This window comes from Mycetocola sp. CAN_C7 (assembly GCF_015752285.1).
Classification (GTDB): Bacteria; Actinomycetota; Actinomycetes; order Actinomycetales; family Microbacteriaceae; genus Mycetocola_A.
In genome coordinates this window covers 113,449-132,125 of record NZ_JADOUY010000002.1, presented here as the reverse complement: position 1 = coordinate 132,125, position 18,677 = coordinate 113,449, and the positions used below count along the sequence as shown (strand labels likewise).

General features: G+C 65.4%; 21 protein-coding genes. 9 read left to right on the top strand and 12 right to left on the bottom strand.

Going from position 1 to position 18,677, the window contains the following annotated elements:
• Positions 1-90 precede the first annotated feature (90 nt).
• The 4 genes from IWX78_RS04295 to pgsA form a co-directional block, all read right to left on the bottom strand.
• Positions 91-636, bottom strand: coding sequence for a MerR family transcriptional regulator (locus tag IWX78_RS04295; RefSeq protein WP_196832231.1), 546 nt, complete (start codon positions 634-636; stop codon positions 91-93).
• A gap of 157 nt (positions 637-793) precedes the next feature.
• Entirely contained in the window at positions 794-1,537 is a 744-nt protein-coding gene (gene ftsR / locus IWX78_RS04290; RefSeq protein ID WP_196832230.1) for a transcriptional regulator FtsR, read from the bottom strand.
• Between the two features lie 3 nt (positions 1,538-1,540).
• The gene (locus IWX78_RS04285) at positions 1,541-2,002 is read right to left on the bottom strand and encodes an FHA domain-containing protein (protein WP_196832714.1); all 462 of its coding nucleotides are present in this window, start codon (positions 2,000-2,002) and stop codon (positions 1,541-1,543) included.
• A 51-nt stretch (positions 2,003-2,053) separates the two neighbouring features.
• Positions 2,054-2,671: a CDP-diacylglycerol--glycerol-3-phosphate 3-phosphatidyltransferase gene (gene pgsA, locus IWX78_RS04280; RefSeq protein ID WP_334684558.1), complete on the bottom strand. Its 618-nt coding sequence runs from the start codon at positions 2,669-2,671 to the stop codon at positions 2,054-2,056.
• A 128-nt stretch (positions 2,672-2,799) separates the two neighbouring features.
• Here pgsA and IWX78_RS04275 point away from each other — a divergent pair, with 128 nt between their 5' ends.
• Positions 2,800-3,672 (top strand): SGNH/GDSL hydrolase family protein, encoded by an 873-nt coding sequence (locus IWX78_RS04275; protein ID WP_196832229.1) that lies wholly within the window; start codon positions 2,800-2,802, stop codon positions 3,670-3,672.
• Here the strand turns inward: IWX78_RS04275 and IWX78_RS04270 are convergent.
• Positions 3,669-4,400 carry a methyltransferase domain-containing protein gene (locus tag IWX78_RS04270; RefSeq protein WP_196832228.1) on the bottom strand — a complete coding sequence of 244 codons (732 nt, stop codon included), beginning with the start codon at positions 4,398-4,400 and terminating at the stop codon, positions 3,669-3,671. The genes IWX78_RS04275 and IWX78_RS04270 overlap by 4 nt on opposite strands.
• On the bottom strand, positions 4,397-5,533 hold the full coding sequence (locus IWX78_RS04265) for a type III polyketide synthase (RefSeq protein WP_196832227.1): 1,137 nt from the start codon (positions 5,531-5,533) through the stop codon (positions 4,397-4,399). Before IWX78_RS04265 ends, IWX78_RS04270 begins: the two co-directional genes overlap by 4 nt.
• A gap of 175 nt (positions 5,534-5,708) precedes the next feature.
• Between IWX78_RS04265 and IWX78_RS04260 the strand changes: the two genes are divergently transcribed.
• Positions 5,709-6,248, top strand: coding sequence for a Dps family protein (locus IWX78_RS04260; protein WP_196832226.1), 540 nt, complete (start codon positions 5,709-5,711; stop codon positions 6,246-6,248).
• Here IWX78_RS04260 and IWX78_RS04255 read toward each other — a convergent pair.
• A complete protein-coding gene (locus IWX78_RS04255; RefSeq protein ID WP_196832225.1) occupies positions 6,245-6,481 on the bottom strand; it encodes a hypothetical protein in 237 nt (78 codons plus the stop codon). The genes IWX78_RS04260 and IWX78_RS04255 overlap by 4 nt on opposite strands.
• Positions 6,478-6,807 (bottom strand): DUF7882 family protein, encoded by a 330-nt coding sequence (locus tag IWX78_RS04250; RefSeq protein ID WP_196832224.1) that lies wholly within the window; start codon positions 6,805-6,807, stop codon positions 6,478-6,480. The genes IWX78_RS04255 and IWX78_RS04250 overlap by 4 nt, the downstream gene beginning before the upstream one ends.
• A gap of 200 nt (positions 6,808-7,007) precedes the next feature.
• Between IWX78_RS04250 and IWX78_RS04245 the strand changes: the two genes are divergently transcribed.
• Genes IWX78_RS04245 through IWX78_RS04230 form a run of 4 tightly spaced genes read left to right on the top strand, consistent with a single transcriptional unit; the run spans position 7,008 to position 9,799 of the window.
• The gene (locus IWX78_RS04245) at positions 7,008-7,346 is read left to right on the top strand and encodes a hypothetical protein (RefSeq protein WP_196832223.1); all 339 of its coding nucleotides are present in this window, start codon (positions 7,008-7,010) and stop codon (positions 7,344-7,346) included.
• 24 nt (positions 7,347-7,370) lie between these two features.
• The gene (locus tag IWX78_RS04240) at positions 7,371-8,210 is read left to right on the top strand and encodes an MBL fold metallo-hydrolase (RefSeq protein WP_196832222.1); all 840 of its coding nucleotides are present in this window, start codon (positions 7,371-7,373) and stop codon (positions 8,208-8,210) included.
• Between the two features lie 9 nt (positions 8,211-8,219).
• The gene (locus tag IWX78_RS04235) at positions 8,220-8,618 is read left to right on the top strand and encodes an RNA-binding S4 domain-containing protein (protein WP_196832221.1); all 399 of its coding nucleotides are present in this window, start codon (positions 8,220-8,222) and stop codon (positions 8,616-8,618) included.
• Between the two features lie 56 nt (positions 8,619-8,674).
• Positions 8,675-9,799, top strand: coding sequence for an acyl-CoA dehydrogenase family protein (locus IWX78_RS04230; protein WP_196832220.1), 1,125 nt, complete (start codon positions 8,675-8,677; stop codon positions 9,797-9,799).
• A gap of 10 nt (positions 9,800-9,809) precedes the next feature.
• On the opposite strand, the gene IWX78_RS04225 is transcribed toward IWX78_RS04230, so the two are convergent.
• Complete coding sequence (locus IWX78_RS04225) at positions 9,810-10,196, bottom strand: VOC family protein (RefSeq protein WP_196832219.1); 387 nt, start codon at positions 10,194-10,196, stop codon at positions 9,810-9,812.
• Positions 10,197-10,345: 149 nt separating this feature from the next.
• Here IWX78_RS04225 and IWX78_RS04220 point away from each other — a divergent pair, with 149 nt between their 5' ends.
• The 3 genes from IWX78_RS04220 (at position 10,346) to IWX78_RS04210 (ending at position 12,303) form a co-directional block, all read left to right on the top strand.
• Positions 10,346-10,717: a glyoxalase superfamily protein gene (locus tag IWX78_RS04220; protein ID WP_196832218.1), complete on the top strand. Its 372-nt coding sequence runs from the start codon at positions 10,346-10,348 to the stop codon at positions 10,715-10,717.
• A gap of 70 nt (positions 10,718-10,787) precedes the next feature.
• Positions 10,788-11,762 carry an LLM class F420-dependent oxidoreductase gene (locus IWX78_RS04215; protein WP_196832217.1) on the top strand — a complete coding sequence of 325 codons (975 nt, stop codon included), beginning with the start codon at positions 10,788-10,790 and terminating at the stop codon, positions 11,760-11,762.
• 34 nt (positions 11,763-11,796) lie between these two features.
• The gene (locus tag IWX78_RS04210) at positions 11,797-12,303 is read left to right on the top strand and encodes an O-acetyl-ADP-ribose deacetylase (protein WP_196832216.1); all 507 of its coding nucleotides are present in this window, start codon (positions 11,797-11,799) and stop codon (positions 12,301-12,303) included.
• Position 12,304: 1 nt separating this feature from the next.
• Here the strand turns inward: IWX78_RS04210 and treZ are convergent, their stop codons facing one another.
• The 3 genes from treZ to glgX are packed head-to-tail and all read right to left on the bottom strand — an operon-like array spanning position 12,305 to position 18,577.
• Complete coding sequence (treZ, locus tag IWX78_RS04205; RefSeq protein ID WP_196832215.1) at positions 12,305-14,044, bottom strand: malto-oligosyltrehalose trehalohydrolase; 1,740 nt, start codon at positions 14,042-14,044, stop codon at positions 12,305-12,307.
• Between the two features lies 1 nt (position 14,045).
• Positions 14,046-16,373: a malto-oligosyltrehalose synthase gene (gene treY, locus IWX78_RS04200; protein ID WP_196832214.1), complete on the bottom strand. Its 2,328-nt coding sequence runs from the start codon at positions 16,371-16,373 to the stop codon at positions 14,046-14,048.
• A complete protein-coding gene (gene glgX / locus IWX78_RS04195) occupies positions 16,370-18,577 on the bottom strand; it encodes a glycogen debranching protein GlgX (protein ID WP_196832213.1) in 2,208 nt (735 codons plus the stop codon). The genes treY and glgX overlap by 4 nt, the downstream gene beginning before the upstream one ends.
• Positions 18,578-18,677 lie beyond the last annotated feature (100 nt).

Genomic DNA, 18,677 nt, shown 5'->3' with positions numbered 1-18,677 from the left:
ATCAGCGCTCCGACACACGGATGCTCTCGGCGGGTGACGTCAGGGCATGACGGTGACGGATGCCGCGACGTGGCATCCGGTCGGTCGGGCTCAGGCGGAGCGGGCGGCGCGACGAGCAGCGAGCTCGTCCATCGGGTCAGCCGTTTGCGAGTCGAACTCGACCAGGCTGGACTCGACCTCACGGAGGACCTTGCCGACGGCGATGCCGAACACTCCCTGGCCCCGGCTCACGAGGTCGATGACCTCGTCGTCCGAGGTGCAGAGGTACACACTGGCACCGTCACTCATCAGGGTGGTCTGCGCGAGATCGTTCACGCCGGATTCTCGCAGCTGATTGACGGCGGTGCGGATCTGCTGAAGCGAGATCCCGGTGTCGAGCAGGCGCTTCACGAGCTTGAGGACGAGGATGTCGCGGAACCCGTACAGGCGCTGCGAGCCGGAACCGGCTGCACCCCGAACCGTCGGTTCGACGAGGCCGGTACGTGCCCAGTAGTCGAGCTGGCGGTAGCTGATGCCTGCAGCGCGGGCAGCTACGGCACCGCGATAGCCGGCCTGGTCATCCATCTCAGGAAGCCCATCGGTGAACAGCAGCCCCAGGTCATAGCGAGCATTATCGTTGGCGGGGATTTCGCTCATCCGTGTGCTCCTCTGAAGAAATGGCTGCGGCGGTACCGCACAGTCCACGGTACCGAGGGCTGTCTGCTTCTACAACGACATCCGGATCGATGGTTCCGGCGTGTCGGCTGGCCGTGATCATTCTGTGACAATCGCGGCCGGTCGTTCCAGTCTAATCTCAGGACAGCAATCGTCCCAGGGCGCTCCGGACCAGGCTGGCCCGGATCACATCGAGTTGCCCGGCGATCTCACCGGAGAGTTCGGCAGCGCGTGCCCTGCTTGCGGCGTCTTTGCGCCTGGCGATGGGGAGCAGCGCGCTTTCGATCATGCTGACTTCGCGTTCCGCCGTTGCGCGGTATCCGCGGAGGTGCCGCGGCTCGATTCCACAGCGCTGCAGCGCAACCAGCGAACGGATCACCGAGACGGTGTCATCGCCGTAGCTCTCAGCGGGGGTGATGACCGATGCTGAGATCGCGTCGGAGAACAGGGCGGGCGTCGCGCCGGTTTCGCGGAGCACATCGTCACGCTGGTAGCGCCGGCCCGCCGGAATGATGGTGGAGATCTGGCCGTTCGCCGCCGCGCCGGGCAGGGCGGGGGCGCGACCCGCATCGAGGTCGGCCAGGTGCCCCCTGATGACCTTCAACGGCAGGTAGTGGTCGCGCTGCATAGACAGGATGAGCCGCAGCCTCTCCACATCCTGTGGCGAGAACTTGCGATAGCCCGACTTCGTGCGAGACGGGGACACGAGCCCCTGCTCTTCGAGAAACCGCAGCTTCGAGTTGCTGAGTTCCGGGAACTCCTTGGCAAGCCGCGCGAGCACCTGGCCGATGCTCAGCAGTTGCGGTGCTGCTGTCTTGCCGGAGGACTTCGCCTGGCCGGCGTCACGAGGGTCGTAGCTGCGATGCGCTGCCTGGGCAGTCACGATCTAGGCGCCCGGTGCAGCAAGCAGGTCGAAGCGCGACGGGTAGAAGGTGAGACGGAACTTGCCGATCTGAACCTCGGCTCCATCGCTCAGCTCTGCACTGTCGATGCGCACGCCGTCGAAGTAGGTGCCGTTGAGCGAGTTGAGGTCCTTGATTTCGAATGCGACGCCGTGGCGGAGGAACTCAGCGTGACGCCGGGAGACGGTCACGTCATCGAGGAAGATGTCGGCATCCGGGTGACGTCCGACAGGCGTGACATCGGCATCGAGGAGGAATCGAGCTCCGGAATTCGGTCCGCGGCGGACGATCAAGAGGGCGGACCCACTCGGCAGAGCCGCGATCGCTTCCTGTTCCTCAGCGCTGACGTCGCTATCGACGTTGGCCAGGCTGGCGCCCAGTTCCCTGCTGAAACTTGCGGTTGTACTGTTGGCGACCGCTGCATCATCATGAGCCGGCTCGCGCAGATATGCCCCTGTGGGGGGATTCTGCTCGTTGGGATAAGACACCTGAACCTCCTAGGGTTCCAGCGTATCTGATCGCGAGCCGGTCTGTCCCTCGCTCTTTCGGGAGGCACGGACGGTTTGCACGAGATAGAGCGCCCCTGCCCACCAGTAGAGGACCGCACCGACCACTGCGAAGATCATGCCGAACGGGCGGATGATGGCGTCGGCGTCCGGGAACGCTGCAGCGAGCATCAACAGCGGCAGGCCGAGGAACAGGCAGGCCGTCGCCCACTTTCCTACCCAGTTCACCGGAAACGCGCCGTGACCGATGCGCGCCAAAATGCCAGCGAGCACCACGAGCATGATGTCCCTCGCAACGATGACGATGACCAACCAGAGCGGGACCAGGTCGCGCCAGCCCAGGCCGAGGAGAGCAGCGAGAATGTAGAGCCGATCGGCGGCCGGATCGAGGAGCTGGCCGAGCCGCGACACCTGGTCGAAACGGCGGGCGATATATCCGTCGAGAAAATCGGTGAATCCGGAGACGGCGAGGACGACAAGTGCGGCGAGGTCCTGACCTTCGACGAGCAGAATCAGGAAGACGGGGACGAGAGCCAGGCGCAGAAAGCTCAGCAGATTCGGGACCGTCAGGATGCGGTCGCTCGGTTCTGGGCTCTCCCGGTGTTCCACTCGAACATTCTATTGACCGATACCCGTGCGCCTCATCCGCCGCGCGGCGGAGACCGCTCAACCGACGCGACTCCCCCAATGAGAGTCACATGTCAGGCGCGGTGAGTTGCGCGCCGTACCCTTGATGCATGAACACGTCGACCCGACCGACCTGGGCTGAGACCTGGCGCATGCGGCGCGGCTTCGTTTCCCGTGTTCTACTTCGCGTCGGCGTGCCCGTCGTTGTCGGCGCCGTCCTCGTCACTGTTGCGTTCGCGACCCTGCCGCGACCGGCAGCCGGCACATCAGCCGGATCGGACAGCGGGCCGGTGGTCGCCGCCGACCGCCAGTCAGCCCTCGTCTCGTTCGCGGACGCCAGAGACCGGATGTCAGACCGGGGGCGTCCGTTCGTCGTCACGGTGATCGGTGACTCCACCGGCAACGAGCAGGGCGAGTGGGTCGACCTCGCTTTCCGCCAACTGTCCGAAGAACTCGACAGGCCCCTCATCCAGCATCCGTGGGACATTCTCACCGACTCCTACCTGCCCGAGATCCGGTCGAACGACGACGCCTCCGCGGCGCCGATCATCCTCTGGAACGGGTCAGCGAGCGGAAAGACCGGAGCGTATTCTCTCCTGCACTTCGACGCGCTTGTTCCCGAACAGCCCGACCTGGTGATCTTCAACCACGGCCTCAACAACGTGCCGAAACCCGCCACCGTCGCTCCGGAGCTCACCGCCCTCGTAGCGGAAGTGGAACGGTACTGGCCCGAGTCGGTGGGGTTCGCCGCCATTCTCGAGAACCCGCGGTTCGACCAATGGGCGGCGGCTCACGCCACCGTGATCGACAACGTCGGTTCGTGGTTGGCTGAGAACCAGGCGGTGCGACCCGTCGACGTCCACTCCGCGTACATCGCGACGGGGACCGCGGCCGAGACACTGCTACTGCCCGATCTTCTGCACCCCAGCCCGGCTGGTTCGGCCCTCACAGCGGCGACGGTGCTCGAAGCGCTGCGCCGTTAGCCGCGCGAATCCCTGGCGGCCTGGCGTCGGCTGAGCACCACCCTGTGCGGGAACTGGACGGCAACCACCCAGCCCGATGGAACAACCGCGGCGAGTTCATCGGCGCGGTAGCTCCGCCGGATGGACAGGAGACCGTCCTCACGGATGAACGACCGACGAAATGCCACCGACGTGAATATTCCGTACAGCACATATGCCGCGACCGAACGACGGATGTCGCTGTGCACGACGGCGATTCGCGCGAGCCTGGTCGAATCGGCCAGAACGGCACCGAGTTCGGCTGCCGTGAGGTGGTGCAGGACGTGGTTCGACACGACGAAGTCGAATCGGGCGCCGTCGTCGGCCAGTTCGGTGCTCGAGCACTGGCGATGCTCGTATCCGTCGACCGCAGGGATCGTGCCGACATAGCCCGCCGCCCGCGGGTCCGGATCGATGGCGGTGATCCGGAGCTCGACGCCGTCGGCCCGCGCCCACCGGATCAGCGCCCTGGCGACGTCTCCGCCGCCGGCACCGATGTCGAGCAGGGTGTGGCGACTATCCGTGAATTCCGGCCTGAGGTGGCTCAGGTAGGTGCGCCTCCACCCGGCAAGCAGCCCGTTGACGGTGCGGAAGTTCGCGTAGGTCCTGTAGAGGGTGTCGATGTCGCAGTCCGGGTCGTCCATCCGTTCGACGAGATCGCCGTCCCTCTCGGCGAGTGAGCCAAGCACCGCGCGTCCCTGCAGCCTCATCGGGAGTATTCGATCCGGGTGAAGAGCCCGGTCTCCACCGTGAGGCCCGGCCCGAAGGCCATGGCGCAGACCCGCTCATCGTGCCCACCGACGTGCCCACCGTCGAGGATCTCCTTCAGCACGAACAACACCGTTGCACTGCTCATGTTGCCGAAGTCGCGCAGGATGCGACGCGACGCCTCGAGCTGGCTTCCGCTGAGGCCGATGGCGGCCTCGACCTTGTCGAGGATGCTGCGTCCGCCCGGGTGGATCGCCCAGTGACGGATGCTCCCGGCAGGGTCAGCCGCAAGGTCCGGTTGGTCAGAGAACAACGGCACGAGCGCACTGCCGATGTAGGCGTCGATGATCTTCGGCACCCGGGCGCTGAGGACCATCTCGAATCCCGCATCGCCGATCGTCCAGGCCATGTCTTCCTCCCCCACCGGCGTGAGTTCGCTGGCGAGCCTGTCGACCCTCAACGCGGGACCTTCTTCCGGCGCCCTGGCCGTGACGATCGCCCCTGCTGCGCCGTCGGCGAACACCGATGAGGCGACGATCTGATCGGGGTCGTTCGACGAACGGACATGGATCGTGCACAGTTCGCACGACACGATGAGCACGACGGCGTCCGGGTCAGCGGCGCAGAAGGCTGCCGCCGCCCGCAGGGCGGGGAAGACGGCGTAACAGCCCATGAACCCGATGTGGAAACGCTGGGTGGTTGTCGGCAGACCGAGTTCCCTGACGAGTTCGTAATCGGGCCCAGGAGCGTAGAAGCCGGTGCACGACACCGTGACGACGTGCGTGACATCCGCCGCCGTGATACCCGGAGTCGCGTCGAGGGCAGCCTTCCCCGCCTCGGCGAACAGCGTTCCGGCCGCCCGGATGTAGACGTTGTTCCGCACGCCAGTCGATGAAGACAGCAGCAGACCGGATCCCTGGTCGTAGAAGACCGGTGCGTCTGTGCGCTCACCCGCGGTGAAGTCCCCGATCACCGTGCGCCTCGTCTCGATGCCCGAGACGTCGAAGGACGTCCGGACGAGTCGCTCGCCGAGCCGGGTCAGCCCCGGCTGCGCGGCGAAGATCTCGCGGGCATCCGACTGCACCAGCACGGTGGACGGAAGGGCTGTCTCGATCGTTCGAACGTACGCGGGCATAGTTCACCTTAGGCAGAGAAACAGGTGAGTTCGCACTCCGAACTCGTCGCGCGATAATGCGGGCAGGACGCGCCCCTCGCGGTAGCAGCTTCGCCGTCGAATGCAAGGCCTTGAGGTGCGAGCGCGCTGAGCCTAGCCTGACGGATGCTCCACCCACCGTCGAAAGGACTCGTCCATGTCAACTGCAACTCGTGAACGCACCAGCTCATCGGCCACCGGCGCGAAGACGACCAGGCGGCAGAAGCCCGAACGCGGCTTCACCGCGTCGAAAGACCTCGCTGACAACATGCAGAAGGTCCTTGTCGATCTGATCGAGTTGCACGTTCAGGGCAAGCAGGCACACTGGAACGTCGTCGGAAAGAACTTCCGTGACCTGCACCTGCAGCTCGACGAGGTCGTCGAAGCAGCCAGGGAATTCTCTGACGAGGTCGCCGAACGAATGCGCGCACTCCACGCGACCCCCGATGGCCGGAGCGATTCCGTAGCTGCAACGACCACGCTTCCGGCTTTCCCCGGCGGTGAGGTCGACACGGCAAAAACCATCGACCTCATCACGGTGCGCATCGAGGCCGCCGTCGGAACCATGCGCGACGTACACGACCAGATCGACGAGGAAGATCCGACCTCAGCAGACATTCTCCACGCGATCATCGCGAAGCTGGAACAGTACGCCTGGATGATCAGCGCAGAGAACCGCACGACGGCGAAGGGCTAGAGCGGACTGTCGCTGTCTGAGCTGACGGTCGTCATGACGTCGATCACGACGATCGGCACACCGCCGGCGATCAGCAGGTGAGCCGGTTCCAGAATTCCCTCACCACTGTTCACCTCGAGCCAGTACTGCCCGCCGCTCGCTATGGCGTCTGTGATCTCTTTCTGAACGTCGGCGAGATCACGGTTCGGGATGGTGTACTTGCCGCCGCCGTACAGAACCTCGATGCGCTTCACTGCTGGACCTCGGCGGGCGGGCCGGCTTTCGCGGGCGGTTCAGGCACGATCTGCAGTCCGCCAGCCGAATTCGACGAGGCGCTCAAGGCAATGATCCACTCGCGGTTCAGCGCGGGGAGGCGCGACCCGAAGTACTTGTAATGGAGGGGGATGTTCGGAGCGAGCCAGATGGTGCTCCGGCCGTCTCCGACCGCCGGGTCGTCCTTCCAGCTGAAATAGAACGACTCACCGCGCCGCAATTTGGCTCCGATGACGATCTGCAGGTGAGCGAGCACCCGGTCATCGAAGTCGACTGTCAGTGTTGAGTCGTAGAAGAGCTTTCCCATCGGGGCCTTTCACTGTATGCGCACGGACAGGGCAACCCGTCCAGTTGTACCCTAGCCTGCCCGAGCCTGCTCACGGGGGCTGACCCCGGTTGCTCCCGTGCTGCCAGGCACGTCCGGCCCGCCCTCGGTCGGTCTATCGACCACGGCCGGAAAGCGCAAGTCCCTTGAGCGTCGGGGTCTGACGGAGGACAGTCGACCGAATGAGACGACTGTACTATTCCAGCGGATCCTTCTACACCGGTGATGTGGTGAGCAAGGCTGTGCTTCGTTACGCCCGTGTACTCGCCGACACCGGTAAGGCGGACATCATCGCGATCCCCGTCGTGACCGACGCAGGCATCAGCGGCCACGCCCATGTTCTCGTCGGTCCGGCGAGTCAGTTGTTTTCGATTCCGGTCGCGAGCGAAGACGAGGACCCATACGACGCAGACATCGTCGACGATCTCCTCCAGAAGACCCGTGCGCTGCTGCCCAGCCGGCCGACGACACCGCGTACGCCCCAGGACGCGCTCGACCTGGGAGATTTCGACGAGGCCTGACCGATCGCGACGTAGGATCGGGGCATGGCTGAGTGGACTGAGGTTGCCGATCGGGTTTTTCATCGGCGGTATGAGCCGCTCGACATCTCGATCGGCGTCGTCGCAGGTGACGAGGGGCTTCTGGTCGTCGACACACGCTGCAATCCGCGTGAAGCTGCCGAGTTGCGCACCGACCTGGCCGGCCTGAGCCCTCTTCCGGTTCGCTGGGTGGTCAACACGCACGCACACTACGACCATGCGTTCGGCAACCAGAGTTTCGCCGACGCCCTGATCGTCGGCCACCACCTGATTCCGCGACATTTCGAGGAGTACGAGGGCAAGCGGCTGTCCGACTGGACGGCGGCTCCGGGGTCCTGGCCCCAGTACGACTGGACCGATGTCGTCCTCACCCCACCGAGTGTCCTGGTCTCGACCGTTACCGACCTCGATATCGGCGGTCGGATCGTACGCTTCCACCCACTCCCGCCCGGTCATACCGACACCGACCTGGTCGTTGAGATCCCGGATGCCCGCGCCTGGTTTCTCGGGGACGTCATCGAGGAGTCTGGCCCGCCGATGTACGGCTCGGGCAGCTTCCCGATGGACTGGCCGGGAGTGCTCGACTCTCTCGCGGCCCTCATCCGCCCCGGTGACCTCCTCGTCCCCGGACACGGCGCCGCCGTCGATCGGTCGTTCCTCGAAGCGCAGGCCGACGTGCTTCGAGTGGTGGCAGACGGTATCCGCCAGTCGTTCGAGCGAGGAGAGCCAATCGAGTCGGCCGCTGAGAGAATCGTTTCACGCTCGCGCCTCCCGATCGAGATCGTCGATGCCGCGATCCTCCGTGGATACACCCTGTTGTCCCTGTCGGGGACGGCACGCCCGTAGGCTCGGAGGATGACCACCCCGGCACCGAGCGCACGCGTCGACAGCTGGCTCTGGGCCGTGCGCGTCTACAAGACCAGGTCGACGGCGACCACGGCGTGCCGGGCCGGACACGTACGGGTGGGCGGCGAACGGGTCAAGGCGTCGCATCCGGTGCGGATCGGCGATGAAATCCGCGTGCGAGAGGGTGGATTCGACCGTGTGGTGGTCGTGGCACGGATCGTCGTCAAACGGGTCGGAGCGCCTGTCGCTGCTGAGTGCCTGATCGACAAGACTCCCCCGCCGCCGCCACGCGAGGAGGTCGCGCTGCTGCCGATGCGTGATCGTGGCGCCGGGCGTCCGACGAAACGTGAAAGACGCGATATGGAAAAGCTGCGTGGCCGGGATTCAGACGGCAATCTGCTGGACTGACCCCGCGTCAGTCGACGGCCCGGTCACCCGACGGCCCGGTTCGCTAGTCTGACAGGATGACCGAACTGGCTGGCGAACTGCTGGAACGCATCCGCTCCCGCGCCCCGGGCTACGACCGCGAGAACCGCTTTTTCACCGAGGATCTCGACGATCTGCGCGCTGCAGGCTACCTGGCACCTCAATCGCTGGCAGATGCCGTCTCGAACCAGCGGCTGCTTGCCCGCCACGCCCCCGCGACTGCGCTCGGGGTGAACATGCACCATGTGGTCGTCGGGGTGGCCAGAGTGCTTCATGATCGCGGCGACTCGAGCCTCGACTGGATCCTCGACGATGCGGCACGCGGCGAACTCTTCGCTTTCGGCAACAGTGAGGCGGGCAACGACGAGGTGATGTTCGACTCACGAACGACCGCGAGCCCCGGTCCTGACGGGTCGTTCACCTTCACTGGCACGAAGATCTTCACATCGCTCTCCCCCGCCTGGACCCGGCTCGGGGTGTTCGGACGCGATGATTCGAACCCGGGCAGTCCCACCCTCGTGCACGGCTACCTCACTCGTGAGACTCGGGGTCACCGCGCGGTCGGCGAGTGGAACCCGCTGGGCATGCGCGCCACACAGAGCTTCACCACTGAGCTCTCCATGGCCCCGGTCCCCCGTGAACGCATCGCCAGGATTCTCCCGATCGGGCCGAGCGCCGACCCGTACATCTTCGGAATCTTCAGCAACTTTCTGCTGCTCATCGGTGCCGTCTACGCCGGAATAGCTGATCGCGCGCTCGAGCTCGGCGTCGAAGCGGCCCGCAGCAGAACGTCGATGAAGCACGACGGGCGAACGTATGCCGATGATCCGGACATTCGCTGGCAGCTCGCGGACGCGGCTATCGCTCTTGACTCACTCGCTCCCCAGCTGAGTGCACTCGCCAACGACGTCGACAACCGCGTCGACCACGGGTCGGAATGGTTCCGGCTGCTCGTCGGTGCGAAGACACGCGCCGTCGATGTCACCCGCGGAGTGGTCGATACCGCGATCCGGGTATCCGGGGGACGCTCATACGACGCCGATTCCGAACTGTCCCGTCTCTATCGTGACAGCCTCGCGGGCCTGTTCCACCCGAGCGACCCCGAATCGGCCCATTCGACCGTGGCGACGTCCCTCCTCGGCCCGATCGGCAACCCGGGCTGAGCAGAAACGCTCAGGCTGTCGAGTTTTCGATGACCGAAAGCACATTGCCAGCCGGGTCGCGGAACCAGGCGATGGTCGGCCCGTTGTCGCGCATGATGCCGCGGTCGTCGGTTGGCAGTGTGTCGTCGTCGTAAATCTTGGTCGCGACGCCCCGGTCGTTGAGCGCGTCGACGGCGAGGTCGATGTCGTCGACCAAAAAGTTCAGGATCGTGAAGCTCGCCGGGGTGTGGTCCGGCTTGGGGTACGCCATCACCTCTGCGCCCCCGGGGAGCTCGATCCGCAACAGCCCCATCTCATCGTCGGTGACGGTCAGACCGAGCACGTCCGAGTAGAAGGTCCGTGCGGCATCCGTGTCGGTGACGCTGAATCCGCTGAACGCGTGAACGGGCGTGAACATATCGTGCTCCTTCGCATCGAGGCTGTGTTTCACCCTCGCACAGGTGCCGCGCCGTCGGCGAGGGGTTCCTCGAGATCGACTGGAATGAGGACACGATCGGTCCTCATCGGCAGGAAGACTGGAACACACGAACAGGTAAGGAGAATCTCATGGACTGGAAGATCGAACTCATCGCGGTGCCGGTCACCGACGTCGATCGTGCGAAGGCCTTTTACGCCGATCAGGTCGGCTTTCACGCCGACCACGATTTCCTTGTCTCGGACGGCCTGAGATTCGTGCAGCTGACCCCGCCAGGGTCAGCTTGCTCGATCGTTATCGGCGAGGGCATCACCGAGATGGTTCCCGGATCGCAGACCGGGATTCAGGTGGTCGTACCCGATGCTGATGCCGCGCGCGCGCATCTGGTCGGGAACGGCATCGACGCCAGCGATGTCGATGAGCAGCCCTGGGGCCGGTTCGTCTATTTCTCCGATCCGGATGGGAACCGCTGGGCGCTTCAGCAGCTTGTCCCACAGAGCTGACTGCTACCGCACTCCGGTGTCTGAGCCCAGCCCCTTGACCGGGTCGAGCGCACGGTGACACATTCGACAGATGACTCGATTCGGTTACACCCTCATGACAGAGCAGAGCGGGCCGCGCGACCTGGTGCGTTACGCCGTTGCGGCAGAACAGCAGGGCTTCGACTTCGAAGTCTGCAGCGACCACTACTCTCCCTGGCTGACGGAGCAGGGTCACGCACCATACGCCTGGACGCTGCTCGGAGCCGTCGCCCAGGCGACCGAACGCGTCGATCTCGCGACCTTTGTGACCTGTCCGACCCTTCGCTATCACCCCGCAGTCGTCGCCCAGAAGGCGGCTACACTGCAGCTGTTGGCAGAGGGTCGGTTCCTCCTCGGCCTCGGGTCGGGTGAGAACCTGAACGAACACGTCGTCGGTGCCGGCTGGCCGGCGGTCGACCTGCGACAGGACATGCTCGAGGAAGCCGTCCACATCATTCGAGAACTCCTCACCGGCGACCTCGTCACCTGGGAGGGTGACCACTTCCGGGTGGATTCCGCGCGCATCTGGGATGTTCCGGACGGTGGGGTGCCCTTGGGGATCGCCGTCTCAGGTCCCAAATCGATCGCGCGGTTCGCTCCGCTCTCGGACCATTTCATTTCGACAGAGCCCGACGCCGATCTGGTCTCCTCGTGGAAGGATGCCCATGGCGGTGACAGCTCATCCGCACGGGTCATCGGGCAGATCCCGGTCTGCTGGGGACCGGACACGGATGCTGCGGTGAAGCAGGCGCATGAACAGTTCCGCTGGTTCGCCGGGGGGTGGGCCGTGAATGCCGACCTGCCGACCCCGGCGGGGTTCGCCGGTGCCACGCAGTTCGTCCGGCCGGAAGACGTCGCCGCGTCTATCGTCTGCGGACCTGACCTCGACGAGATCGCGGAGAGCGCCCGACCGTTCATCGAGGCAGGATTCACGGACATTGCGATCGTGCAGGTCGGAGACGAGGGCCAGGACGCGTTCCTCGCCGAGGCAGCCGGGCCCCTCCTCGAACGCCTGCGCGCTCTGTAACCCGGCTCAAGCTTCCCGCTCCGAGAAGACCGACATGCAGATCGAGCTGGTGCAGGGCGACATCACCACTCTCACCGTGGATGCGATCGTCAACGCGGCCAACAACTCGCTTCTCGGCGGAGGTGGAGTTGACGGAGCGATCCATCGCGCCGGTGGCCCGGAGATCCTCGCCGAGTGCCGTCAGCTGAGAGCGACGACGCTCCCCCGCGGTCTGCCGACCGGGCAGGCTGTCGCAACCGGAGCCGGCCGGCTGCACGCACGCTGGGTGATCCACGCTGTCGGTCCGGTGTGGGATGCAGACGACGACCGGTCCGAGTTGCTCGCCGCTGCCTACGCCAGCAGCATCCGGGTCGCGATCGACAAGGGCGCGATGTCGCTGGCATTCCCCGCCATCTCTGCCGGCGTCTACGGATGGCCGATCACGGATGCCGCCGGCATCGCCGTGCGAACCATCCGCGCAAACGATCCGGGGTTTCCTGTGACAATCGTCGCGTTCAACCGTCCGGTGGTTGACGCCTTCCGGGCGGCGCTCTCGGCCTAGCTCAGCCGAGCACCGCCACCGAATGCGCCGGCAGCGTGAGCGCTCCTCCTGCCGGGGCAGCGACCTCATCTCCCGATTCCGTGAACGACAGCAGCACGGAACCGCTCGTCACGGGAAGAGAACGAGCCGTCGGCCCGACATTGATCGCGATCATCGAGTCCCCGCGGCGCAGCAGCAACCAGCGCTCATCCTCGTTGACCTCGACGGTGTTCCGGCCGAACCGCGGGTCGGTGAAATCGGGCCGCTCTCGGCGCAGCTCCGCGACACTCCGGTAGAACGCGAGAATGCGCGCGCTGCGCTCATCCTCGTGTTCCGACCAGTCCAGCTTCGACCGGCTGAATGTCTCCGGATCCTGGGGGTCGGGAACGACAGCAGGGTCCCAGCCCATCTTCGCGAATTCGGCGATGCGACCCTCGGCAGTCGCTCGACCCAGTTCGGGCTCCGGGTGCGAGGTGAAGAACTGCCACGGCGTGGTCGCCGCCCATTCCTCGCCCATGAACAGCATCGGCGTGTACGGGCCGAGGAGGGTGAGCGCTGCGGCGATTGCGAGCTGGCCGGCGTTCAGCTCAGCGGTGAGGCGGTCACCGATGGCCCTGTTGCCGATCTGGTCATGATTCTGGTTCGCGACGACGAGCCGCCAGCTTGGCATCCGCTCGGTGTCGATCGGTCGACCATGGATCCGCTCACGGAAGCTCGAGTAGGTTCCGTCGTGGAAGAAGCCGCGGGTGAGCACCTTTCCCAGCGCGGAGAGGGGCTCGAAGTCGGCGTAATAGCCCGTGGTCTCGCCGGTGAGGGCGACGTGAACCGCGTGGTGGAAGTCGTCGCTCCACTGGGCGTCGAGACCGTAGCCCGCAGCCTCACGCGGGGTGATGAGCTTCGGATCGTTGAGGTCCGATTCGGCGATGAGGCTCAGCGGACGGCCGGTGAACGCGCTCAGCGCGGCCACCTCATCAGCCATCTGCTCGAGGATGTGGATCGCACCGTGATCGTTCAGCGCGTGAACGGCGTCGAGACGAAGCCCGTCGACGTGGTACTCGCCGAGCCACATCAGGGCATTGTCGAGGATGTAACGCCGAACGGTATCGGAATCCGGACCGTCAAGGTTGACCGACGACCCCCAGGTGTTTCCCGGGCCGTCCGTCAGGTACGGCCCGAACTTCGGCAGATAGTTCCCACTCGGCCCGAGGTGGTTGTAGACGACGTCCTGAATGACGCCGATGCCTGCGTTGTGGCAGGCGTCCACGAAACGCCGATAGCCGTCAGGGCCGCCGTACCCTTCGTGGACCGCGTACCAGAGGACGCCGTCGTATCCCCAGTTGTGAGAGCCGTTGAAGGCGTTCACCGGAAGGATCTCGACGAAGTCGACGCCGATGCCCGCGAGGTGCTCGAGTCTGGTCGCCGCAGCGTCGAACGTGCCCTCAGGGGTGAACGTGCCGATGTGCAGCTCGTAGATCATCCCGCCGGCAAGCTGTCTGCCCGTCCAGGCGGTGTCGGTCCAGGTGTAGCCTGCGTCGTCGATGCGGGACAGTCTATGAACGCCGTCTGGCTGACGCCGCGAACGAGGGTCGGGGAATGGGCCTTCCCCGTCCACCAGGAATCCGTAGTCCACGCCGGGTTCTGCAACCAGGCCCGGTCGCTCCCACCAGCCGCCGCCCGCCTGCGACATCCCCAGGGTCTCTGAGCCGAGCCGGAGCTCGACCGTTGTTGCAAGGGGCGCCCAGACGCGGATGCCGTCGGTCATGTCAGTTTCCTCTCACGGTTGTGGCGTCGAACTCGTCTGCGACAAGCAGTGCTACCGGGTAGGTGCTGAGGAGGTCAGCAAGTTTCACCGAACCACCGGAGCACCGCTCGCCGGTAAGGACGTCGACCCACGACCGACCGGCGATCTCCAGGGTCGTGTCACCCCACCCACCGACGGCTTCGAGGCCGAGCGGGAGCCGGGTGGCCACCGTTATCGCGCCTCCGCGGTCGAAGGCGACGACGTGGTCTGCTTGGGCGCCATACGCGGGCACCGGGAGGTAACGCGAGAACCAGTCGGCGTGGTCGCGACGCAGACGGAGGGCTCGCGACGTGACGAGCAGCTTCGCAGCGCCGGTATCGTCGATCGGCGGCAGCCAACCGCGGTCGACCTGCGCGAGGTAGTCGCGACGGACGTCGAAGTCGACGGTGCGCCTGTTGTCCGGGTCGACGAGCGACGTCTCCCACAGTTCACTTCCCTGGTAGACATCGGGCACGCCAGGGGCGGTGATCTGGATCAGTTTCGCGGCGAGCGAGTTCGACCAACCGGCCTGGCGGACGCGGTCGACGAAGCCGGTGAGGATGCCGGCGACCTTCTCATCGTCGAAGACGGCGGCGACGAGCGCGTGCAGCTTCTTCTCGAACGCGTCGTCGGGACGTGTCCATGTCGTCGAGAGTCCTGCTTCTCGAGACGCCTTCTCGGCGTACGCGTCCAGCCGTTCCTGCGACGCCGGCCATGAGCCGAGAATCGCTTCCCAGATCAGTTTCTCGAACGGCAGGTCACCGAGCGGCACGAGGGAGCGAAGCTCACCGAGGGTTGCTTCCCATTCGGCGGGAATCTCGGCGAGCACGGAGATCCGGGCGCGGACGTCTTCGCCCCGCTTGGTGTCGTGAGTGGACAGGGTGGTCATCGACGCAGGAAGGGTCGCCTGGCGCCGCTGCTGCCGCGCGTGGAACTCTGCGACGTCGATGCAGAATTCGCCGGGCTCCGCTCCGACCTCGTTGAGTGAGGTGAGGCGGCTGAACCGGTAGAACGCGGTGTCTTCGACACCCTTGGCCATCACCATTCCGGAGGTCTGCTGAAAACGCACGGCTGCGGGGTGTGTCGGGTCGGAGAGCACGGGCAGGAGGGCATCGATCGTGCCGCCGAGCTCCGGTCGTCGAGCGAGAGCCTGCTGCGCCGCGTGCTCGAGGTGCTCGGCCCCGAACGGAAGATACGACCGGTACACCGGGAACGCTGCAAGCAGCTCGGCAAGGGCATCGGCCGCATCCGGAACCCCGGGAATCAGACGCTCGATGCGGAGCACTTCGGAGCGCAGGATGCCGTCGGCGATCATCCTCTTGCTCGAGTAGATCATGTCGGGCCAGAGATCATCAGCCGCAGTATCGGTGTCCTGGAGCCGGGACTCGAGCGCGTCGAGCGCCGGCTTTCCGGCAGGGTCGACGAGGACACGGTCGATGTCGCCCAGGGCGTCGTAGCCGGTGGTTCCTGCAGCGGCCCAGCTCGGCGGGAGCTGTTCGTCTCCCTCGAGAATTTTCTCGACGAGCACGTATGCGCCGCCGGTTGCCGCCTGGAGCGCGTCGAGGTAACCGCCCGGATCGGCGAGACCGTCGGGGTGGTCGACGCGGAGTCCGTCAACGAGTCCTTCGCGGATCCAGCGCACGATTTCCTCGTGCGACTCTGCGAAGACCCACGGGACCTCGACCCGGATGCCGGCGAGCGAGTTGACGGCGAAGAACCGCCGGTAGTTGAGTTCGGCGTCGGCCCGACGCCAGTTCACCAGCTCGTAGTTCTGCCTGCCGTGCACCGTTGTGGCATCCGCGCGGTCGTCAGCGGTCCCCGGCGCAAGCGGGAAGGCATTGTCGTAGTAGTGCAGTTCGCCGTCGACGAGCGTCAGCGCGTCGAGCTCTCCGTCGCCGTCGCCGAGCACGGGAATCCGGATCCGACCGGCGCCCGCCGCCCAGTCGACGTCGAAGGCCTCGGCGTACCTGGACGCGGTGCCGTGGGTGAGCAGGTCCCACCACCATGAATTGGAGGAGGGTGTTGCGACGCCCATGTGATTGGGCACGATGTCGACGAGCACGCCGCGGCCGGCGGCACGTGCTGCGGCCGAGAGCGACGCGAGGCCGCCGGCCCCGCCACGCACCGGGTCGATTCGAGAGTGATTCACGACGTCATACCCGTGGTCGGACCCGCGCTCAGCCACGAGAAGTGGCGACAGATAGATCCAGTCGGCGCCGAGCGACGTGAGATAGTCGGTCACGTCTGCGGCGGCTGCGAGGTCGAATCCCTCCCGAATCTGGAGGCGGTAGGTCGAGAGAGGCAGCCTCATAGGGTCGCTCCGGGTCGAACCTCTGTCGAGGATGTCGTCTGCGAGTTGGTCAGCACAGCAAGCGACGCTGCGACGGAGTGGTCTGGCTCGGCTTCCGGGGCCTTGTATGCGCGCATCACGAGCATCGACCGGGCAGCGACGGCCTGAAGTGCGCCAGCGGGCCGTGCAACGGAATCCGCGCCCTCGCCTGCGGTGTCGACGACGATCTCCCACGCCTCGGAGTACTCCTCAGGTGGCAGGGTGAATTCGGCATCTTCGACATCGGCGTTGAAGTACAGCAGGAAGTTCACGTCCGTGACGTTCTGCCCGCGAGCGTCACGCTCACGGATGCCCTGGCCGTTGAAGAACACGCCGACGGTCCTGGCGAGCTCCTCGTCCCAGTCCTCCGGCTGCATTTCCTCGCCCTCACGGTTGAGCCACACGATGTCCGACAGCGGTTCGCCTTCTCCACGGCGCACGGGGCGCCCGTCGAAGAAGCGGGTCCGGCGGAACACGGGGTGGTCCTTGCGCAGGCGGGCGACGGCTGCCGTGAACTCGACGAGCGGAGCATCCGCCTGGTCCCAGTGCACCCAGGTCAGCTCGTTGTCCTGCGCGTAGCCGTTGTTGTTGCCCTGCTGAGTCCGGCCGAGTTCATCGCCGTGCAGGAGCATCGGAACGCCCTGCGACAGCAGCATCGTCGCGATGAAGTTGCGCTGCTGGCGGGCGCGCAGGCCGAGCACCTCGGGGTCGTCGGTGTCGCCCTCCGCTCCGGAGTTCCACGAGCGATTGTGCGATTCGCCGTCGTTGTTGTCTTCGCCATTGGCGTCGTTGTGCTTCTCGTTGTACGACACCAGGTCGCGCAGGGTGAAGCCGTCGTGTGCGGTGACGAAGTTGATCGATGCGACGGGGCGACGGCCCGAGTGCTCGTAGAGGTCGGCAGATCCGGTGAGGCGGGAGGCGAACTCGGCCAGGGTGGAGGGCTCTCCGCGCCAGAAATCGCGGACCGTGTCGCGGTATTTTCCGTTCCATTCGGTCCACTGGGGCGGGAAATTGCCGACCTGGTAGCCGCCGGGGCCGACATCCCACGGCTCGGCGATGAGTTTGACCTGGGAGACGATCGGGTCTTGCTGCACGAGCTCGAAGAAGGTGGACAGGCGGTCGACTTCATAGAGGTCGCGGGCCAGCGCGCTGGCGAGGTCGAACCGAAAACCGTCGACGTGCATTTCGGTGACCCAGTAACGGAGGGAGTCCATGATGAGCTGCAGGGAGTGCGGGTGACGGACGTTGAGGGTGTTCCCTGTGCCGGTGTAATCGGTGTAGTACCGCATGTCGTCTTCTTCGAGACGGTAGTACGCCTCGTTGTCGAGTCCACGGAACGACAGTGTGGGGCCGAGGTGGTTGCCCTCAGCCGTGTGGTTGTAGACGACGTCGAGGATGACTTCGATGCCCGCTGCGTGCAACGACCGCACCATGCCCTTGAATTCCTGGACCTGCTGGCCGATCTCACCGGTCGAGGAGTATTCGTTGTGCGGTGCGAAGAAGCCGATCGTGTTGTAGCCCCAGTAGTTGCTGAGTCCCTTGTCGAGCAGGGTGGAGTCCTGAACGAACTGGTGCACAGGCATCAGTTCGATCGCGGTGATGCCGAGTTTCTGCAGGTGCTCGATGGTCGAGGGGTGCGCGATGCCCGAATAGGTGCCGCGCTGCTGCTCCGGCACCGACTCGTTGAGTTCGGTGAGGCCCTTCACATGGGCCTCATAGATCACGGTCTGGCCGTATGGGGTGTTCGGGTGCCGGTCGCCTGCCCAGTCGAAGAACGGGTTCACGACCACGCTGAGCATGGTGTGGGGGGCTGAATCCTCGTCGTTGCGCGAGTCGGGGTCGCCGAAGTTGTATGAGAACAGCGCCTGGTTCCAGTCGTACGTTCCGCAGGTGGCCTTGGCATACGGGTCCATCAGGAGTTTGTTCGGGTTCGCTCGCTTGCCCTGGCTGGGGTCGTATTCCCCGTGCACACGGAAGCCATAGCGCTGGCCTGGCTGGACCTCCGGCAGGTAGCAGTGCCTGATGAAGGCTTCCGTATCGCGCATCTCGACGCGGGTTTCAGTGCCGTCCTCGTCGATGAGACACAATTCGACCTTCTCCGCCGCTTCACTGTAGACGGCGAAGTTCGTACCGCTGCCGTCGTAGGTTGCTCCGAGCGGATAAGCGGTTCCTGGCCAGATTTCCATTGGTCTCCTTGTCAGAGGCTCCGCCGGCGAACACTCGCACGGCGCGGTACAAATCTAGTTCGTCCCCCGTCCACCGGAAGATTCGCCGGGCTCTCTAGCT